The organism is Maribacter litoralis (assembly GCF_902506355.1).
GTDB classification, from domain to species: Bacteria; Bacteroidota; Bacteroidia; order Flavobacteriales; family Flavobacteriaceae; genus Maribacter; species Maribacter litoralis.
The window spans coordinates 2,604,109-2,623,506 of record NZ_LR733271.1 but is presented as its reverse complement, the minus strand read 5'-3'; the positions used below and the strand labels follow the sequence as shown (position 1 = coordinate 2,623,506).

General features: G+C 36.6%; 19 protein-coding genes. 6 read left to right on the top strand and 13 right to left on the bottom strand.

The features are described 5' to 3' along the window. A complete protein-coding gene (locus tag EXIGUO8A_RS10995) occupies positions 1-1,317 on the bottom strand; it encodes an amino acid permease (protein WP_159303154.1) in 1,317 nt (438 codons plus the stop codon). Positions 1,318-1,953: 636 nt separating this feature from the next. Here EXIGUO8A_RS10995 and EXIGUO8A_RS10990 point away from each other — a divergent pair. From EXIGUO8A_RS10990 to EXIGUO8A_RS10980, 3 genes are all read left to right on the top strand, one after another. Continuing rightward, the gene (locus EXIGUO8A_RS10990; RefSeq protein ID WP_159303153.1) at positions 1,954-2,130 is read left to right on the top strand and encodes a hypothetical protein; all 177 of its coding nucleotides are present in this window, start codon (positions 1,954-1,956) and stop codon (positions 2,128-2,130) included. Positions 2,131-2,414: 284 nt separating this feature from the next. Further along, positions 2,415-2,612, top strand: coding sequence for a hypothetical protein (locus tag EXIGUO8A_RS10985; protein ID WP_116770481.1), 198 nt, complete (start codon positions 2,415-2,417; stop codon positions 2,610-2,612). Between the two features lie 240 nt (positions 2,613-2,852). Continuing rightward, a complete protein-coding gene (locus EXIGUO8A_RS10980; protein ID WP_159303152.1) occupies positions 2,853-4,217 on the top strand; it encodes an exonuclease domain-containing protein in 1,365 nt (454 codons plus the stop codon). On the opposite strand, the gene EXIGUO8A_RS10975 is transcribed toward EXIGUO8A_RS10980, so the two are convergent. The 7 genes from EXIGUO8A_RS10975 to EXIGUO8A_RS10945 form a co-directional block, all read right to left on the bottom strand. Continuing rightward, positions 4,212-5,618 (bottom strand): MBL fold metallo-hydrolase, encoded by a 1,407-nt coding sequence (locus tag EXIGUO8A_RS10975; RefSeq protein ID WP_159303151.1) that lies wholly within the window; start codon positions 5,616-5,618, stop codon positions 4,212-4,214. The genes EXIGUO8A_RS10980 and EXIGUO8A_RS10975 overlap by 6 nt on opposite strands. A gap of 57 nt (positions 5,619-5,675) precedes the next feature. Continuing rightward, the gene (locus EXIGUO8A_RS10970) at positions 5,676-7,424 is read right to left on the bottom strand and encodes a SulP family inorganic anion transporter (protein WP_159303150.1); all 1,749 of its coding nucleotides are present in this window, start codon (positions 7,422-7,424) and stop codon (positions 5,676-5,678) included. A 54-nt stretch (positions 7,425-7,478) separates the two neighbouring features. Beyond that, on the bottom strand, positions 7,479-7,823 hold the full coding sequence (locus EXIGUO8A_RS10965) for a TfoX/Sxy family protein (RefSeq protein ID WP_159303149.1): 345 nt from the start codon (positions 7,821-7,823) through the stop codon (positions 7,479-7,481). 2 nt (positions 7,824-7,825) lie between these two features. Further along, positions 7,826-8,599, bottom strand: a complete 774-nt coding sequence (locus EXIGUO8A_RS10960; RefSeq protein ID WP_159303148.1) for an SOS response-associated peptidase — start codon at positions 8,597-8,599, stop codon at positions 7,826-7,828. An 18-nt stretch (positions 8,600-8,617) separates the two neighbouring features. Beyond that, positions 8,618-9,394 (bottom strand): aldose 1-epimerase, encoded by a 777-nt coding sequence (locus EXIGUO8A_RS10955; RefSeq protein ID WP_159303147.1) that lies wholly within the window; start codon positions 9,392-9,394, stop codon positions 8,618-8,620. 1 nt (position 9,395) lies between these two features. Continuing rightward, positions 9,396-10,691: a M20/M25/M40 family metallo-hydrolase gene (locus EXIGUO8A_RS10950; protein WP_159303146.1), complete on the bottom strand. Its 1,296-nt coding sequence runs from the start codon at positions 10,689-10,691 to the stop codon at positions 9,396-9,398. 78 nt (positions 10,692-10,769) lie between these two features. Further along, positions 10,770-12,011: an ABC transporter permease gene (locus tag EXIGUO8A_RS10945; RefSeq protein ID WP_159303145.1), complete on the bottom strand. Its 1,242-nt coding sequence runs from the start codon at positions 12,009-12,011 to the stop codon at positions 10,770-10,772. Positions 12,012-12,014: 3 nt separating this feature from the next. On the opposite strand from EXIGUO8A_RS10945, the gene EXIGUO8A_RS10940 reads away from it, so the two are divergent. Further along, positions 12,015-13,250 (top strand): exo-beta-N-acetylmuramidase NamZ family protein, encoded by a 1,236-nt coding sequence (locus EXIGUO8A_RS10940; RefSeq protein WP_159304439.1) that lies wholly within the window; start codon positions 12,015-12,017, stop codon positions 13,248-13,250. On the opposite strand, the gene EXIGUO8A_RS10935 is transcribed toward EXIGUO8A_RS10940, so the two are convergent. The 4 genes from EXIGUO8A_RS10935 to EXIGUO8A_RS10920 all read right to left on the bottom strand — a co-directional run bounded on the left by EXIGUO8A_RS10935 (position 13,239) and on the right by EXIGUO8A_RS10920 (position 16,986). Next, positions 13,239-14,111 (bottom strand): sterol desaturase family protein, encoded by an 873-nt coding sequence (locus EXIGUO8A_RS10935; protein WP_159303144.1) that lies wholly within the window; start codon positions 14,109-14,111, stop codon positions 13,239-13,241. The genes EXIGUO8A_RS10940 and EXIGUO8A_RS10935 overlap by 12 nt on opposite strands. A 604-nt stretch (positions 14,112-14,715) precedes the next feature. Beyond that, positions 14,716-15,528: a hypothetical protein gene (locus tag EXIGUO8A_RS10930; RefSeq protein WP_159303143.1), complete on the bottom strand. Its 813-nt coding sequence runs from the start codon at positions 15,526-15,528 to the stop codon at positions 14,716-14,718. A gap of 175 nt (positions 15,529-15,703) precedes the next feature. Further along, positions 15,704-16,429 (bottom strand): tRNA-uridine aminocarboxypropyltransferase, encoded by a 726-nt coding sequence (locus tag EXIGUO8A_RS10925; RefSeq protein WP_262885563.1) that lies wholly within the window; start codon positions 16,427-16,429, stop codon positions 15,704-15,706. Positions 16,430-16,494: 65 nt separating this feature from the next. Further along, positions 16,495-16,986, bottom strand: coding sequence for a YkgJ family cysteine cluster protein (locus EXIGUO8A_RS10920; protein ID WP_159303141.1), 492 nt, complete (start codon positions 16,984-16,986; stop codon positions 16,495-16,497). 75 nt (positions 16,987-17,061) lie between these two features. On the opposite strand from EXIGUO8A_RS10920, the gene EXIGUO8A_RS10915 reads away from it, so the two are divergent. Both EXIGUO8A_RS10915 and EXIGUO8A_RS10910 read left to right on the top strand, forming a co-directional pair. Further along, positions 17,062-17,775, top strand: a complete 714-nt coding sequence (locus EXIGUO8A_RS10915) for a class I SAM-dependent methyltransferase (protein ID WP_159303140.1) — start codon at positions 17,062-17,064, stop codon at positions 17,773-17,775. 44 nt (positions 17,776-17,819) lie between these two features. After that, entirely contained in the window at positions 17,820-18,731 is a 912-nt protein-coding gene (locus EXIGUO8A_RS10910; protein WP_159303139.1) for a hypothetical protein, read from the top strand. Between the two features lie 10 nt (positions 18,732-18,741). On the opposite strand, the gene EXIGUO8A_RS10905 is transcribed toward EXIGUO8A_RS10910, so the two are convergent. Beyond that, positions 18,742-19,374, bottom strand: a complete 633-nt coding sequence (locus tag EXIGUO8A_RS10905) for a 7-carboxy-7-deazaguanine synthase QueE (RefSeq protein WP_116770465.1) — start codon at positions 19,372-19,374, stop codon at positions 18,742-18,744. Positions 19,375-19,398: the final 24 nt, after the last annotated feature.

Below are 19,398 nucleotides of genomic sequence, written 5' to 3'. Positions count from 1 at the left end.
CTACTTTTTCCGGATTAAAAATACATACACCAAGCTACAAGCAATAAAAATAACAAACGCCGTAAATTGAAGGTATGCAAAAGCCAATACACAAATTAGCGAAATAATTACAGCAGTCATAGCGCTAACGGTTGAGAAAATAGGGTTAAAATCTGAATGTCGATACCAATCGAACTCAGATTCCGTTGACACCAAGCCTTTCCTCTTTCTTAAAATTAATAAAGATGCACTTACCGCCAAATACATACATACCGCCCCAAATACCGACAGTTCAATTAAAAATCCTGTTTGGCTACTCCAAATAGCAACAAGGCTAATAATAAAAACCAACGCAGAAGCAACGGCTCTTTTAGAAACCCCTTTGATTTTTAAATCTGGCAGCAAGGGCTCTAGCTGCGTAGTTGCTGCAAAAGCAATTCCCTGTAAAGAAGCTATGAGTCCAAATAGACCAATAAATGTAAATAGTTGCACCAAAAAGTTCTCTTTGCCCAATATCAATGCCATAGATGCCGGCATTGGGTGATTTTCAGTCAGTATATCCAAACTCTCTGGCAATGTCCAATCTATACCTCCAGCGGCAAGGAATAATACCAAAAGCGCCAAAGTCAATAAGGTAAAAAAAGCGAGATTATACCCCTTGGTGATCGTTTTTCTAAACCCCTTTCTATCGATCGATTTGGTCATAAGCGATATTCCTTCAATGGCTAAAAACAACCAAATAGCATATGGAATAGCTTGAACAAAACGCTCGACATCTAACGACCCCACTCCTGAATTCATAAGATTTTCCACCTGAAAAGAGCTAATGACAGAACCTTGATACAAAAATAATTCTGCAATTGCGAGTAAGGTCAAAATTACTAACAAACGCACCCCAACATGCATTTCAAAGAGGTTTATGATAGAGAAAAACAATATAAAAAGTGTAGCTATCCAAGGAGACATGGTTAAATCATCTATTAAAAATCCTAAATATTCACCGAGAGAACTGGCAATTGCAGGAGTGGCAAATAAAAATTCAAATAAAATAGCCAGCCCTACAAAATAACCCCATTTCTGACCAAAAGCTTTTTCTACATAAGAATGCGGACCATTGGCATAAGGATATACACATGCCAATTCAATTAAATTTTGCACTAGCCCGAAGTACATTAAGGCCGCAACTGCTATAGGAACAAAAAACCATAATGGTCCAGTAATGGCCCAACCTAAATTCCAACCGAAAGATTCACCTGAAATCACCATACCAACGCCAATTGCCCAAATGGCAAAAACTCCAATTTTCTTAGAAATGGCAGGCTTTTCGGTAATCTTCATTAAATATGCGTAAGGTGATAAATACTAACATTCACCTTAAAGCTAAGATTAATTATGACACCTTATATGTAATACCTATTTAATATTCTAGAATTGACATAGAAGTATGAAATCAATAAAATTAGCAGGTACATTTTTAAAAACCGATAATTCTAAGACTATCGATTTTTTACTTTCTGAAGTAAAATTAGGGCACAAAAAAACCGACACATTATGAGGATATGCCGGTTTTTTCAACTAACTCAAACTTATTCTAAACTCGCTGCAAATATGCAATCATTTATTAGGTTCAAGTTTAACTAAACATCAAGGAAACTTTAAATTCATTTTACCTTGATTGATTTAAAATGCAAGACAGTTTTTACTCCTTACAATTGATATAGTATTCAACCATAAAATTCAAATACTTATAACTTATCAAATTCTCAAAAAATACCAATAGGGAGTCTTATTGAATGTAACAACTCTTCATTTTAATAAAATTATTTAAGTTAAAAAATACCCTTAATTGGGTATTGTCCAATATTTTAAGTTCAAATAGTTTTACCCTATGATCAAACTAGATTATATAGCGATCAATTGTTAGTTGTTAAAAATCCGTCCTTCCCACAAGAGGGCGGATTTAAACCAAGAAAAATGCAAAGACAAAAAGAAGAACTTCAAATTTTAGCTAGAATAGGTGAACGAAAAATTAAATCTATTAAAGCCAACTATGAACTGACCGAATCTGAGCTCTTGATAATATTAAAGCTTCACTATAAACACAAAAATCGAAGCGGATTAGATTTTTCTAAAACCTTGAACATATTTTAGACCAAGCCCTTCATGGAAATTGCTAATCGAAATCGGGGGAACTAGAGAAGCAACGAAAATGAAGGGCTTGGTTTTTATATTCACCAATCCAAACCCAAGATTAGCGTTACTGATTATTAGCTCATATCCTTATAACCAACCCGTGTGAATTATTAACAATTAGTGTTAATAACATTTTGTGTGCATTTCATCGAATAAATTCAACTTTTCGTCGTTAATGCATAAAGTTTAAATATTTTCGGATTGCGTTAATAATATAGCGAGATAATTTTACCAAGATTTACATGAAATTCCACCCGACCAAAGCCTTTTTCGTCCCTGTTGCAGCCATTGTTTTCTTATTAAGTTTATCTTCTTGCGGTAAAGACTACGACCTAGTTTCTGATTACGTAGTGCGCGAGAATGTTGAGACCGACTTATTAAATGAAAATTTAGATACTCAAAAAACAGATGTAGCCGTTATCAATTCCCAGAATAAATAACCGACACATCATAAGGTATAACTTACCTTAAAGTTCCAGTTAATACTAGATGTAAATCATCTAAAATTATCTGTCTCCATTACACAATATTACCACTGACCTCCCCATATAACATTACCCCAGCTTTACAGCAGTGAATTACTCCTATTCCAATAGACCTATCTCTTTTATGCTGCTAAACAACAAGTCTTACTAATTCATTTTGAACTAACTTTGTACCGATAAGTTATTCCTCACTTTTTGTATACGATAATTGACATAGAAACTACCGGAAACGGCATAAAAGGAAATAGAATTACGGAAATTTCTATTTTTAAATATGACGGTCATGAGGTGGTAGATGAATTTACCTCTTTAGTTAACCCAGAATGTGAGATTCCCGCATTCATAACCGGTCTTACCGGTATTGACAATGACATGGTTCGAAATGCGCCGCTACTAGAGGAAATTATACCGCAAATCGAAGCCATTACCAAAGACACCATTTTTGTAGCCCATAGCGTCAATTTTGACTACAACGTCATCAAAAACGAGTTTAAATTACTCGGTCATGATTTCTCTAGAAAGAAATTATGTACGGTACGGTTATCTCGAAAACTATTACCCGGCTATAACTCATATAGCTTAGGAAAATTAACCACGGCTTTGGGCATACCGTTAACCGACAGACACCGTGCTAGAGGCGATGCACACGCTACCGTACTTTTGTTCCATAAATTGTTAAGGGCAGAAAATGCCGAAACGGTTTTTAAGCAATTCTTGAACGCAAAATCTCAAGAAGCTACTTTACCACCTGGTTTACCCAAAGAGGAATTCTTAAAATTACCCAGTACTCCCGGTGTATATTATTTTAAAGACCATAAGGGCAAAATAATTTATGTAGGCAAAGCCAAGAATATTAAAAAAAGGGTCCTAGGTCATTTCTATGATAAAAAAACCAAAGAATTGGTGCTTTGTGGTGAAACCGCATCTTTAGATTATGAAGAAACCGGTAATGAGCTCATTGCTCTTTTAAAAGAATCGGCAGAGATTAAACATTACTACCCTAAATACAATAGTGCGCAGAAAAGGTCAATACAGCAATACGGCATATTTACGTATGTAGATCGTAACGGGATAATTCATCTTGCATTCAATAAAATAAAAATGACTCCAAGTCCTATTGCTATTTGCTATAGTCCCACCGAAGCCAGGCAATATTTGGAAAACCTGTGCAGTACTTTTGAGTTGTGCCCCAAGTACTGTCATTTACAAGAAAATGTGGTTGTATGTTCCCACTATAAAATTAAGCAGTGTATTGGTATTTGCTCAGATTTGAAAATGGTGGAGGAATACAACCAGCGCGTTCATAATGCCCTTCAAAGTATAAAAGAGGTTGCTTCTACGCTTGTGATAAAGACCAAGGGAAGAACTATGGATGAAAACGGATTTGTAGTCATCAAAGAAAACAACTACGCCGGTTACGGGTTTGCACCTCACGAACTGCCCATTTCTCAAATGGAAGATCTAGAGATGTTCATTACACCACAAAAAAATACGCTGGAAACCCAGCGTATTGTAGAAAGTTATTTAAGAAAAAATCCAAATGCTGTTTTTCAACTATAAAGTCGTTGGGCAAACATAATCTGTCTTCTCCAAATCCTCATTTTTTAAGGCTCCGTATCCACCTTTTACATCGATTAGATTATGAATACCTCTGCTTTTAAGGATTGAAGATGCAATTACCGAACGATAACCACCAGCACAGTGCACCAAGAAATCTCCCTTCTCAGGAAATTCACCCAAATGTTTATTCAACTCGCTTAAAGGTGTATGCACGGCACCTACCAAATGCTCACTTTGGTACTCCCCATCTTTACGAACATCAAAAACCGCATTGCCTTTATCTATTAAAGTTTTTGCTTCGGATGCCGTGATCGAATTTATTTGGTCTATTTCTTTTCCTGCTGTTTTCCAAGCATCAATTCCGCCCTTTAAATATCCTATTGCAGCATCAAAACCTACACGCGATAATCTAGTGATGGCTTCCTCTTCTTTACCCTCTGGTACAACCAATAACAATGGTTGTTTGGTATCGGCGATCAAGTCTCCCACCCAAGGAGCAAAATCACCGTTTAACCCTATAAATATTGACCTTGGAATATGACCCTTAACGTACTCGTCTTGATGTCTAACATCTAATACCAATGCTTCAGTATCGTTAGCGGCTTTTTCAAATTCATCTGGAGAAAGCTCAACATTACCACGATTAAGCACTTCGCCTATATCTTCGTAACCTTCCTTGTTCATTTTTACATTTAAAGGAAAATATTTAGGTGGAGGCAACAAACCATCGGTTACCTCTTTTATGAACTCTTCCTTGGTCATATCTGCCCTTAAGGCATAATTCATTTTCTTTTGATTACCCAAACTGTCTACAGTTTCCTTCATCATATTTTTACCGCATGCAGAACCGGCACCATGTGCAGGGTATACAATAACATCGTCTGACAAGGGCATTATTTTAGTACGCAAGCTATCGAACAACGTACCTGCTAATTGCTCTTGCGTCATATCAGCCGATTTCTGAGCAAGATCGGGTCTGCCCACATCCCCTAAGAACAAAGTATCACCAGAGAAAATCGCATAATCCTTATCATTTTCATCGCGTAATAAATACGTAGTACTTTCCATGGTATGCCCAGGGGTATGTAATACTTTAATAGTCAGCTTTCCTAATTTAAATTCTTGTCCGTCTTCCGCTATTATTGCATCAAAACTTGGGCTGGCCGTAGGACCATAAATTATTGGAGCCCCTGTTTCCTTTGAAAGGGTAACGTGCCCACTCACAAAATCGGCATGAAAATGAGTTTCAAATATATACTTAATCTTAGCTTTATCGTTCTCTGCCCTTTGTAAATACGGAGTCACCTCGCGCAACGGATCAATAATTGCCACTTCACCATCACTCTCAATATAATATGCTCCCTGAGCTAAACATCCTGTATATATCTGTTCTATGTTCATATGTCTTAATTTTTAAAATTTTCTATCTACTTCTTCAGCCTTAAGGTACAAGAAATATTATTTTTTGACATTATTCATTTTCGCCATTCTACTATTTTCGTAAGCCACCTTTGCTGCCAGCAACGATACCTCATTGGGGTCATCGAAAAAATCAACCGCCTCTTTTGTTTTTACGAATAAAAATTCTCGCTGTAATTCCTTTATAATTCCCGTACTGAATATGATATCTCTTGTAGGACCTATAGCTCCCGCAATGTAGAACTGCAACTCACGTTCCCGAATATCATGTATTAATTTTGTCAACATATCTGCTGCTGTTGCATCAATATAATTTATTGACTCCGCATTCAAGATAATTCCCTTTAACTCTGGACCTTTTGCCTTTATGTGCTTTAACAACTGCTTTTTAAAATAAGCAGAATTACCAAAATATAACTGAGAATCAAACCTTACGATCAAGAGGTCATTACGTACCACGACCTCATCTGCAAAACGTATTACGTTTTTATAATAATCTGAATTGCCAATGTTACCGATCTCCACAAAATGTGGTTTAGAGGTTCTATATACCATTAATAAAAGAGAACATAGAACACCTATTAATATACCTTGTGTTATACCAATAAACAGTGTAATCAAAAAGGTGACCAACATCACAAAAAATTCATCTTTTCTATTCTGCCATAAATATTTAAAGTACTTAATATCGATAAGTTTTACTACCGATACCATTATGATACTCGCCAATATAGCATTAGGGAGGTATTGGAACAGGGGAGTTAAAAACAACAGTGTCAGCACTACCAAAATCACACTAAAAATTGCACTTAAATTCGTTTTTGTACCCGCATCAAAGCTAATAGCCGATCTAGAAAAACTTGCCGTTACCGGATATCCTTGAAAAAAAGACCCGACAATATTCGCAGAACCTAGGGCAATTAATTCTTGGTTGGCCTTAATGGTATCTTCTCCCGTTTTATCTTCTATTGCCTTACCGATGGAAATGGCTTCTAAATACCCCACCAGTGCCAAGGCAATGGCAATAGGTGCCAATTGCTCTATATCATCGATATTCAATGACGGCATAATAAAAGAAGGCAACCCACTGGGCACATTACCCACCAATTTTATCCCAAAAGATTCCAATTGAAAAGAGTAAACTGCCAAAATACCCAATACTACGATTATTAATATTCCGGGTATGTTTTTTGTCCATTTTTTAAAACCAAGTAATAATGCGATACCAACTAGGCCGATACCGAAATCAACATAATTTATCTCACCTAGCTTATAAAAAATATTGATTATGGTCTCATAAATTCTATTACTGCCAACCACCGAAATACCCAATAAATGTTTCATTTGACTGAAAACAATGATAATGGCTGCAGCTGAAGTAAAACCGCTGATGACGGGTTTAGAAAGAAAGTTGACTAAAAAACCCATACGAAGCACCCCTAACAAAAATTGAATTGCACCTACCATAAAGGCAAGAACCACCACCATTTTAATGTAATTTTCAACTCCTGTAATAGCAAGGGTTCCCAAACCTACCGCAACCAATAACGAATCCATCGCAACAGGACCAACAGCAATTTTTCTTGAAGTACCTAAAAGTGCATAGGTGAGCACAGGAAACAACGATGCATATAAACCATGAACCGGAGGAAGACCCGCAATCATTGCGTAGGCCATCCCTTGGGGCACCAATACGATACCCACGGTAATACCTGCCAACAAATCTTTAATAAAGTTGGCTTTTTTGTAGGATGAAATCCAATCCAGAAAAGGAAAAATGTTTTTCACGCCGTAAATTTAATCATTATAAAGGGCATGAATGCGTATTTTGAAACCAATAGCTCATGCATTTAAAAGCTTGTTAAACTCCAACGCTTTTACTACCCAAAAATCAAGATCGTCTTCATGGTCAAATCCGTCAGGACCAATAAATAAAAAACCTCGCAAGGGTTTACCTGTAAAATCCATTGGGGTACTACCGGGTTTGTGCAATAATTCTTCATAATTCAATTTACCCACCCTAACCATTAATTTATCTTCTTCGGTTTTCTTATCGAACATGATACCCAAACACATTTTACCATTGACCATGAATGTGAGTCCGCCCATCATTTTCTTCTCTTCAACCAGACCTTTTCCTTTTAACCTTGGTCTTACCCTATCTGCCAGATACTCGCTATAAGCCATTTTTATAAATTTAGTTTTTCGGCATCTAGCTCAGCGTATTCAACTTCATTACAAATAGACTCCGTATTGCCCAAATAATTCTTACCTCGAAGTTTGCCAACGGTATGGGCTTTTAAGGCGATGTCATTGGTGGAATTTAATACTTCCTCTATTTGCTTTTCAATAGTTGTGTTTGATGAAAGCCACCTTTCTTCCATTTCTTCGGATAACAGTAAAGGCATTCGTGGCTCTTTCAATTTAGGGTTGTTGTGAATTTTTGCCATCATACCATTTCCTAATGTGGTTACAATTGAAAATGAATTAATAGTACCACCATGCTCTGGATGTTGCCATTTAGACCACAAAGCTGCAAGTGCCAAAGGTTTTTTGTTCTTTGGATGAATAAAAAAAGGATAGGTGTTATTATTAAAATGGTGATGCTCATAAAACCCGTCCACATAAAAAATACATCTTTTTTCATGTGCGGCATCTCTAAACGCAGGTTTTTCAAATATGGTTTCGACCCGGGCATTCAATGTACTATTCCAAATTTTCTTTTGCTGCTCAACCGTGTTCACCCAATGGGGAATAAGTCCCCACGTAGCCACAATTGGATACCACGGGTCTTCATTGGTGTAAATCAACACCTCTGGATGCGTAAACCCCGATGCATGATGAAGCGGCAAGTCTGTCAACGGTCCCAATTTTTCTACAATTTCCTCTATTGCCTTTAAATCTTGGTTTCGCTGAGCACGTTTTAATTGTGCCTCTAAGCTCGTTTTTACATCGTAACACATACACTGGTGATTTTAAAACTACATAGGTTTCAACACCACTTTAAAAACAGCCGGTTCCTTTTTAAGCCTCGTAAAACCTTCCGCTAGGTTTTCTTGTGCTACGGCATATGGATAGAATGTTATGGGCTCAATACACACCATATTTGGCACTTCTGTCCACAACATAAAATGGCTAAAGCCTTCAGATGTTATTTGAATGGATTTCTCATCCTTTAAGGTAATCGTATCTATCTTAGGCACCTGTAGCGCCCTACTCCCTACTGCCATAACTTCAGGAATGGTAATGTTTTGACTAGTGGTAGAAATAATGGCGTTTTTAGAATGCAACATAAATGCAGGGTGATAGCCCAACATAAAAGGCATACCCTCTTCACCCGAAATAGTAAACGTAACCTCTAAAGCATCACCGGTCAATTTAAAGGTTTTTACAAACTCAAAATCATAGGGCCAGCTTAATTTCTCAGCGGTAGACTTCGCAGGGTATTTCGAGTTTAACACCGTGGTATTGGCTGTATATTTTTTTGAGAACACTGCTTTAGAAGCAGTATGCTCCGTCAACTCATATTCCATTTCACGCAATAGACCATGCTGATCTTGAACAGCAAATCCTTTAGGAGTCTTTACTTTAAAATCGGCTTCGTTCGTTGGTCCGATCAAAGGGAACATTTCAGTATCTACACTACGCCAACCCGGGTTTCCTTTTTGGTGCATAAACTCATGACCGTCTACTCGATAGCCCACCAACTCACCTATTTCGATTTTAACTTCGTGATCCTTATGTTTTAATGTTGTCATATTACTCATTTATCAATCTATAAATTAATAATGCCGTTCTCTTTGTCAATGCCTCAATAGTATTCAAGTTTACCGTTTCTTCAGGGGTGTGTGCAGCATTTCCCATGGTACCCAACCCGTCTAAACAGTCTACATATTCAGCTACAAAAGACGTATCTGCAGCACCTCTTTTACCAGGATCATATGCTAATACCTCACCTTGTTTAAGATCTAAACTCACCTCATTTAATTTTTCAAGTAAAGCCTTATTACCTTCCGTAGGTTGCATTGCCGGGTAACTATCCTTAAAAGTTACCGTTGCAGATGTCTGCGGCAAATTATCGGCTACTATCGCTCTCATTTTCTCGCGAGCACGTTCTTTTTGTTCTTCGGAAATAAAACGTAATCCACCTCGCACTTCCGCTTTTTGTGCAACCACATTTGTTTTTCCAAACACGGTTCCTTTACTGCTCATTTCATCGAATTCCACAAAAGTACCACCGACCAATGTACCAGGATTAAAGGTCAACAAATCTTCACCTTTTACATCGGTATAAAAACCGTTCAAGATTCTAGACATTTCAAAAATGGCACCTGCACCAGTATCATCGCTAAAAATGCCTGAAGAATGGGCTCTTTTTCCTTCTACCTCAACCTTCCATCCAGAAGAACCTCTACGGGCGACGGTAGCATAGTTGAAACCCGTTGAATTTTCAAAACCCAAACCAATATCACTTCTTTTTGCCGCTTCTATTAAATCGTGCCTACTTTTCTCTAAAGGACTTCCCGTACTTTCTTCGTCTCCTGTAAAGGCAACTATGATCTGGGCATCATCCAATAATCCGTTTTGCTGTAAAGCCTTTAACGCATAGAGTACTATTACATTACCCCCTTTCATATCATTACCACCAGGCGCATGTGCAATAGAATCGTTCACCATCTCAAAAGTCTGGAACGGACTATCTTCTTCAAACACAGTATCTAAATGACCGATCAACAATAATTTCTTACCCTTAGTTCCTTTCACTTCGGCAAATAAATGACCCGCCCTGTTCATTTCTTCGGGCATAGGAATCCAAGTACTTTCAAAACCAATATCAGTAAAAGCAGTTGCAAATTCCTTTCCCACCTTTTCTACACCTTTTAGATTAAGAGTACCACTATTGATATTTACAACTTTCTCTAAAAATGAAATGGCTTCGGCATTATTCTGTTCAATGGATTTTACAATCCTTTTCTCGTTTTTTGAAAGTTTCTGCGCATTGACTCCCGTCAATAAAAGCACAGCAAATAGGGTAAGAAGTAACTTTTGATGCATGTGATCTGTTTTACATCAAATTTACCAAAAAGAGGGGTAATCAAAGATGAATTACACAATAAGCTTATGAAAATTACACTACTCGAATCTAATGGCCTTCACCGGTGTAATTCTCGTAATTATATACGACGGTATCAACAACATCAACAAACATAACAACAATACACCTGCATTTAAAAGAAGAATAATCCATAGATCTATACTCACCGGAATGTATTCAATGTAATATTCCTTAGGATTTGGAAACTTGAACCAACGAAACTGATCTTGAAGAAAAATTATGCCCAAACCAATTAAATTACCCCAGAACAAGCCAACGGCAATAAGGTAAGCGGCATTATATAAAAAGACTTTGCGAATACTCCAATTATTAGTACCCAAAGCCTTCAAAATTCCGATCATTGGGGTTCGTTCTAAAATAAGTACCAATAGTGCCGTAATCATATTAATACCACCCACTATAATCATTATACCAATAATAAGGGCAATGTTAAAATCGAATAACCCTATCCATTCAAAAATCTTGTAATATTTATCCTTTATGGATTTTGTATCTAAACTAGATACAGTTTGCCCATAGATTTCATTCGCTTTTTGGTCAATATCATCAAAACTGTTCAAGAATATCTCAAAGTTACCAACCTCTGTTTCTTCCCACTTGTTCATGCGTTGAATATGACGAATGTCGGTAAAAATATAGAGTCCGTCTATCTCCTCAAAACCACTATCAAAAATGCCGGTTATGGTAAATTTTCTTTGGTTTGGAATTTTATCCGGAGCATCATCCCTTAGAAAAAAAGTAAAAAACGAATCGCCCACCTTAAAATTTAGTCGGTTCGCCATAATTTTAGAAATGAGCACATCAGAATTCAAATCACCCGAATAATCAGGCAGCACACCATCGATCAGAAATTCATCGAATGGTTCCCAGTTATAATCTTTACCTACGCCTTTGGCTATAATACCTTCAAAGGTATCTTCAGTTCTAATGATACCGGCCTTGGTAGCTACTGCTTGAATATGACGTACCCCGTCTACCATTTTAAATTCTGGATAGAACTCTTGTTGTGTGCTTACCGGAACTACAGATACCTCAGAATTATTATTATCGTAATTATAAATTTGTACGTGACCGTTAAAAGCAGTTACTTTTTCACGTATTTTCTCTTTTAAACCCAAACCGGTAGCAATAGCAATCAACATCATGATCACCCCAATGGCAATTGCGGCAATGGCTATTTTTATTATTGGTGCGGAAATACTAATTTTATGCTCCTTACCCTTTATAAGCCGTTTGGCGATAAAATATTCTAGATTCAAATGATGTTATTTTTATCCAATTTCAAAAGTACAGTTTTATTATGGTTTTTGGTATTGGCTACCTGTGGAAACGATACCAAAGTAGTAGCCAACAACTCACCAACCCAAGACGAGCCAAAAATTAAAGTACAAGAAAAAGAAATTGTGGTGGCGGCCAACCGAACCAAAGCGTACTTACCTTTATTAAAAGACAAAAAAATAGCCATTGTCGCCAACCAAACAAGCGTCATTTTTAAACCCGATGGGTACACCCACTTGGTAGACAGTCTTCTTTCTTTAGATGTTGACATTAAACAGGTTTTTGCACCAGAACATGGGTTTAGGGGTAATTTCGATGCCGGTGAACATGTAAAAAATAGTACCGACACCAAAACGGGACTAGAATTAATATCATTACACGGAAAGAACAGAAAACCGACTCAAGAACAATTAGAAGGCTTAGATCTGATATTGTTCGATATACAAGATGTGGGCGTACGCTTTTACACGTACATTTCAACATTGCAATTGGTTATGGAAGCCTGTGCCGAAAAAGGAATACCCGTTTTAGTATTGGACCGCCCAAACCCCAACGGACATTATATTGACGGACCTACCATGGAAGCCGAACATACTTCTTTTCTTGGCATGACCCAGATACCTCTGGTATATGGTATGACCATTGGCGAATATGCCAACATGATCAATGGAGAAATGTGGTTAGAGGGTGATAAAAAAGCAGATTTGACCGTAATTCCTCTAGAACACTGGTCGCATGATCGCTTTTATAGCTTACCTATTCGCCCTTCGCCGAACTTACCAAACGACACCTCAATTACCCTATACCCTAGCTTGGGCCTGTTTGAAGGCACAAACATCAATGCCGGTCGTGGTACGGAGTATCAATTTCAGCGATATGGTGCTTCTTTTTTAGATTCCACTGCTTACGATTTCTCCTATACACCAAAACCCAATTTTGGTTCAAAATACCCTAAAGAAGAAGGAAAACTGTGTTATGGCAAAGACCTTTCCAATACTAAGCGAATGAACCAGATGACCATGGAATACATTATAGATGCCTATACACATTCCGTAGATAAAAGTAAATTCTTTCTAACTAGTGGTTTTACCAAACACGCAGGTAATGACAGATTGCAAAAGCAAATTGAAGCCGGCGCCACCAATGCCGAAATAAAAGCAAGTTGGCAAGGTGATATAGAAAAATTTAAAAAGATAAGGGCAAAGTATCTACTTTACTAAATGCTGCTCATTGACAATATCTGCCAAATTACTACCATCGGTGGTTGGTTTTCTGTATCCTACAAAAGGATATTTTAACAACGGACCAATTTTACCGTTCGCTACCTCATCGGGGAACGTATCTACACCGTAGATTATTTTTTCACGATCCAAATGCATGTAGGTGCCGAATAAACGATCCCACCAAGAAAAAATATTTCCGTAATTGCTATCTGTATACGGCAATACATAATGATGATGTACTTTGTGCATATCAGGGGAAATAATCACCCAACTAATTGCTTTGTCCAAACCTTTTGGCAGTTTTATATTCGCATGGTTAAATTGAGACAATACTACAGAAAGACTTTGGTACAACATTATGATTCCTATTGGGGCACCAACAATAAAAACGCCTAGTAAGGTAAATAAATAACGAATAATACTTTCTAACGGATGATGTCTATTGGCTGTGGTCGTATCTACATTATGATCGGTATGATGTACCAAATGCACCATCCACAATGGTTTTACACGGTGCTCTACCAAATGTGCCAAATAAGCACCTATTAAATCAAGCAAAGCAACACCTAAAAATACATATGCCCACAAAGGCATTTCTGGCAACCAATTAATGATACCGAAATCATTGTCAACGGCCCAATCCGATGTTTTTAAGAGGAAGAAAGCCAACGGAAAATTTACAATTATAGTGGTCAGCGTAAAAAAGAAATTAGGCACCGAATGCTTCCATTTATTATAAGCACCATTGAATAAGGGGACAATACCTTCTAATATCCAGAAAAAAGTTATACCACCAACCAAAATTAAAGACCGGTGTGCGGCAGGTATCGATTCAAAATAGGTTATAATCTGTTCCATAAAATGAAAGTGTATTTTAAGTTATTTATATGCAAATAGAATTACATCACCTAATTAAAGCATTATTAATTAAATATGTAAATTCTGACAAATTCGCAAACAATCAATCAATATAATAAACTTTTATTGATATTACTCGTAAAATAATTAATTTTCAGAAATGTCAAACTTAAAGTTTATTTAGTATATACGGTCTAAAACTTGCAAACTATGGGTAGGTCACCGCTAATTTTGAGCTAGTCAAATATTGATCTGGCATTTAATCCTCTGGTCTGAATGTTGCATTAGTTTAAAGTACATTCTTAGGTTTTCTTATGCTAGAGATTCCAACTCCATCTTTGCAAAATAGAAAGCTATTAGTATTACAAAAACCAAAATTGATAATTGAATAAACTTTAGTGGCTTGTCCTGCTGTTTAAAAATCAAAACTAAATTCCATACCAATAGCAAAACAACAATAACCAAAAGAATAGTATCTAAAAATGGAGTTATTCCTGAAAATAAGGTCATATGGAATGCAATATATAATCCGATTAAAAAGGAAAGAAATATTGATGATATAAATTTAAGTTTCATCTAATCAATTAATTATCAAATACATAAACTACAGTTCGCTATATATACCAACAGTTTCAACACCTACTTCTGAAAATCTTAATAACTCAGGTGTAAATGGATATGCAGATTGCTCATATTCCTCTACCACTACTTGCCCTATACGCTGTGAAAAGAATTCAAAATCATGTTCTGAAAATACATAGCAAAAATCTCGTACCGGAATTACGGCATAAAACGGAAAGCTGAAATCTTTTACAATCCTTTCTTTCATTGAGGGAGCTAACAGAAGAGCCGCTTTCAGATTTTCATTTTCAGGAGATTCAAGCATACCTAATTTTCTGTCTTCTATGGTATCATATACTATTTTAGTAGCTGATAAAATTCTATCTCCATTTTGCTGAGCTTGCTCAACTAATTTTTTTTCAGAAATATTCCATTTTTTTAAGTTTTCATAAGTCACCCAAAAAAAAAGGTCATTCTCCCTATAAGTATATATTTTATTTACTTTTTGAGAAAATTCAAAGTTTATAAAATCTTGGTAATCGTATTCTGAAGTAAATAATGAAACAAATATCCTCTCTTTAACATCAGACCAATGCTCAGGCATTTCTAAAGAATAATTTAAAATCGATTTTACAAAACCTGTAATAACTGACTTATCATACTCTCGTTCATAAACCACCCTTATGTTGTCTAAACTTACTTTTAAATTTATATCGCCTTTGGAAATATAGATAAGTTCAGTTTCGTCTATGGAATCAATTTTCATACCCTGCTTTTCGATTTGCACTTTGAAATAATCCAAAACAAAATCTCTTTTTTGATTATTGAATCCAAAAAAACTTTTTATAATGCTCAAGAATAAGATGTTTTTAAAAAATGGTATCTACTTGTAATCTAGTTAATTTTCAAATTCAGTAAAAATTATTTTAGCATAATTTCTTTCTCTATGTTGATAACAGTGCTAAAAAATACTTCAACAAATATGAATAATTTTAATACCTACCCAAATTGACTGTATTAAAAATCAAATTTTATCCCAACTCAAAAACAACATTTCTTTCAGTATTGGTTTTATACTTTTTCTTGGGAAGAATCTCTTTGATCGGAGCAGAACTGTCGTTTTTATTATTTGGATTTATAATATAATCGAGTTGATGGGCAATCATTTTCTCAAAAGGAATTAAGAAATCCGTCGTATCACACTCTTCCACTCCACCTTTCTTAAGTAAATTTAATACCGTAAAGACCGACTCAATAGTACTTAGACATAGCGATTTCGGTTGTTGCTTAAAAATGAACTTTGATTCTATACTGTTATTAAAACTAAGTCTCTTCAATTTTTGCAAGTTCGTACTTAGCTTTAGCATTTTACGGGCACAGGGCCACGTACCATCTAGAATAAAAATAAAAGGGCTATTACCCAGAAAGGTATTCATTTCAGAACCATTTCTTTGAGATAGATTAAAATTGTCTTTCCCGGGGTACAGCAAAAAAGAGCTTTGCTCTTTTTTGGTCAATATTTCATTTACACGATCATTATCGCTAAAATCGACACCCACTATAATCTCTGAATTTTCAAGTTGCAATTGTGTCATATGCCCCGTACCGTTTCTTTCTTTTTTGTACTCTTTGGGGTGCATTAAAATGATAAAACGAGTTTTAGTCTTCAGAGGACTAATATGCTTGCAGACACAAGTGGTTGATGGTCTCATGCATGTGTAACATTTTATTCTATGATTTTTTACTTCGATTTTCAATATGAAATTCTTTATGTTTATCTAACTACTCCCAACATTTAAAGAGCATATTTAAATAATAGCTTTTACTTTATCCGCTTCTTCATTTCCTCCACTATATTAAAAGCCGCAGGACAAATAGCTACGTTTTTAAGGGTTAGGTTACTAATTTGCTGAAACTTCTTTCGGTCTGTATGTGGAAACTCTCTGCATGCCTTGGGGCGTACATCGTAAATAGAGCAATAATTATCGGCACCTAAGAAAGTACACGGCACTTGTTGCAAGACATAGTCGTTCTCCTCATCTATACGTAAATAGGTTTCAATAAATTTTTGCGGCTTCATACGGAAAGATTTTGAAATACGTTCTACATCGGCATTTGTAAAAAGTGGTCCTGTTGTTTTACAGCAATTGGCACAGGTTAGGCAATCGGTACGTTCAAACTCCGCCTCATGAAGTTCTTGCATGGTATAGTCCAAATCTTTAGGCGGCTTTTTTCTTAGCTTGACAAAGAACTTTTTATTTTCAGTATATTTCTCTCTTGCCTTTTTGGGCAATTGACGCAAAACCTCTTCCATCTCTAAAATTAATTCTTCAAAACTAGGAAAGTAGTACCAAAAAGCGAGACTTTTGTATCTAGAAATACTAGAATTTTGAATAAAGACATTTTAGGCACGGCTCTTTTAGACTATCAACACGGTAATTATTCCGAAGACATCATTACGTATTCCTCTCTTGATGAAGAAGATGTTTTACCAATACCATATATGTTCCGGAATTTTAAAGAAATGCCCAAAATAGAGCAAAAGGCACTGCAATTATGCAAAGGAAAGATTCTAGATGTTGGTTGCGGTGCTGGCAGCCATGGTCTATATTTACAGGAAAAAGGACTAACCGTAACCGGATTAGATGCATCAAAAGGAGCTATTGAAGTCAGTAAATTACGCGGACTCAACAATACCGTACACTCAAAACTCTTAACGTTTGATGGTGAAAAATTCGATACGATATTAATTTTAATGAACGGTGTAGGACTAGCAGGTACCTTAGCCGGATTAGAAGCGTTTTTCTCCAAGCTGAAATCGCTATTAGAACAAGGCGCTCAAATTCTTTTAGACTCCAGCGATATCATTTATATGTTTGAAAATGATGAAGATGGCGGCTACTGGATTCCCGATCATGTTGAGTACTACGGCGAAGTAAGTTTTAGCATGGAATACAAAAACGAAAAAAGCACCTCATTTCCTTGGCTTTATGTAGACTACAACACCTTACAAAGAGCAGCTAACTATAGTAATTTAACATGTGAACTTGTAATGGAAGGGGAACATTACGACTATTTAGCAAGATTAACTCATATGAAATAATAGGCAGTCTTTTTTTACGTTATCCTATTCATATAAATACTATTATGACCAAGTTCAAAAGCTTTTTACTATTAGGCATTTTAATATGTAGTATTTCTTGCTCTAAAAGTTCTTCTGATGATGATGCCGATAATACTACCGCACAAGTAGATAAAAGCGCCAACCTTTTGGCAACGGGAGATTCTGCCAATGACATACTTTCAAACGATAATTTCGACAAGCTTTTAATAGAAATAGCATATGTTACCGGTTTTGAGCCCACCGAAACTGCAATGACCCAGTTTACAGATTATCTAAAAGAACATACGTTCAAAGAAGAAATAGAACTGGTCTATAACGAATTACCTAGTCCGTCCGAAGACGAACTAACACTGCAGGAAATTGCAGATTTAGAAACCTCGAATAGAACCGTTTTTAATTCTGGCAGTACATTGGCGATATACATTTACTTTGCCGATGCACCTGCTGAAGGTGATGATCTTGACGGAGGTTTAGTAACCCTTGGTGCGGTTTACCGCAATACGTCTATGATCATCCATGAGGTTACCGTTAGGGAATTGGCCAGTTTAAGTGCATCCATCAATGTGAGCGATGTGGAGACGACCACCTTAAACCATGAATTCGGACACTTGTTCGGGTTGGTAGATTTGGGTACGGATATGGTCAACGACCACCAATCGCAATCTGAAAACGAAGACGGTCAATTAGTAGATGATAATCATTGTAACCAAGCTGGCTGCCTAATGCGAGCAGAATTACAGTTTGGGGGCTCATCGGGCAAATCACTTTATACAAATTCTGTTACCCAATATGAAGACGGTATAAAATCGGGTTGTACATTATCTGGTGCAACGGTGCTAAGCCTATTACAGCAAAATACCGCTAAAGGTGCGGCAACTGCTGGTTTAGACACAGAATGCTTGTTGGATATACGTGCAAATGGCGGTCGCCAATAAGCTGAAATTCTTAAGGAATATTAAGGTATTTATGTGTTTGCAATGACACTTTCCACTTAGGGTTGTTCATTACATAATCTACGATCATAGGCACCACCTTATCTCTCACGCTCCATTCGGGCTGTAGGTACAAAATACAATTTGAATTTGTTTTTGCGGCTTGCTCTTCGGCAAAGATTAAATCGTGTTTATTGTATACAATGACTTTAAGCTCATGTGCCTCGTCATATATTCTACCTTCTGGCAGTTTGTTTTTCTTAGGTGAAAGGCAGATCCAATCCCAATCGCCAGATAAGGTATAGGCACCAGATGTTTCAATATGCGTTTTTAGTCCTTTTTCCTTTAATGCTTTGGTAATGGGGTTCATGTCCCACATTAATGGCTCACCACCGGTAATAACAATGGTATCTGAATATGTAGCGGCATTCTCCACAATATGCTCAATTGCTGTAGGTGGATGAGTTTCAGCATTCCAGCTTTCCTTAACATCGCACCAATGGCAACCTACATCGCACCCGCCAACACGAATAAAATAAGCTGCGGTTCCCTTATGGAATCCTTCGCCCTGTATGGTATAAAACTCTTCCATTAAAGGCAAATACACCCCTTTATTCACTTTCTCCAGTACCTCCTCATTTTTCATTCGGCAAAGATACGCTTTAGTTCA

Bases quoted from the DNA above. Each gene is read 5' to 3' on its own strand.
- EXIGUO8A_RS10910 (WP_159303139.1), top strand. From the start codon at position 17,820: ATGACCAAGTTCAAAAGCTTTTTACTATTAGGCATTTTAATATGTAGT.
- EXIGUO8A_RS10935 (WP_159303144.1), bottom strand. From the start codon at position 14,111: ATGGAACAGATTATAACCTATTTTGAATCGATACCTGCCGCACACCGG.
- EXIGUO8A_RS10940 (WP_159304439.1), top strand. From the start codon at position 12,015: ATGTTATTTTTATCCAATTTCAAAAGTACAGTTTTATTATGGTTTTTG.
- EXIGUO8A_RS10920 (WP_159303141.1), bottom strand. From the start codon at position 16,986: ATGGAAGAGGTTTTGCGTCAATTGCCCAAAAAGGCAAGAGAGAAATAT.
- EXIGUO8A_RS10965 (WP_159303149.1), bottom strand. From the start codon at position 7,823: ATGGCTTATAGCGAGTATCTGGCAGATAGGGTAAGACCAAGGTTAAAA.
- EXIGUO8A_RS10985 (WP_116770481.1), top strand. From the start codon at position 2,415: ATGAAATTCCACCCGACCAAAGCCTTTTTCGTCCCTGTTGCAGCCATT.
- EXIGUO8A_RS10950 (WP_159303146.1), bottom strand. From the start codon at position 10,691: ATGCATCAAAAGTTACTTCTTACCCTATTTGCTGTGCTTTTATTGACG.
- EXIGUO8A_RS10960 (WP_159303148.1), bottom strand. From the start codon at position 8,599: ATGTGTTACGATGTAAAAACGAGCTTAGAGGCACAATTAAAACGTGCT.
- EXIGUO8A_RS10975 (WP_159303151.1), bottom strand. From the start codon at position 5,618: ATGAACATAGAACAGATATATACAGGATGTTTAGCTCAGGGAGCATAT.
- EXIGUO8A_RS10995 (WP_159303154.1), bottom strand. From the start codon at position 1,317: ATGAAGATTACCGAAAAGCCTGCCATTTCTAAGAAAATTGGAGTTTTT.
- EXIGUO8A_RS10905 (WP_116770465.1), bottom strand. From the start codon at position 19,374: ATGAAAAATGAGGAGGTACTGGAGAAAGTGAATAAAGGGGTGTATTTG.
- EXIGUO8A_RS10955 (WP_159303147.1), bottom strand. From the start codon at position 9,394: ATGACAACATTAAAACATAAGGATCACGAAGTTAAAATCGAAATAGGT.
- EXIGUO8A_RS10990 (WP_159303153.1), top strand. From the start codon at position 1,954: ATGCAAAGACAAAAAGAAGAACTTCAAATTTTAGCTAGAATAGGTGAA.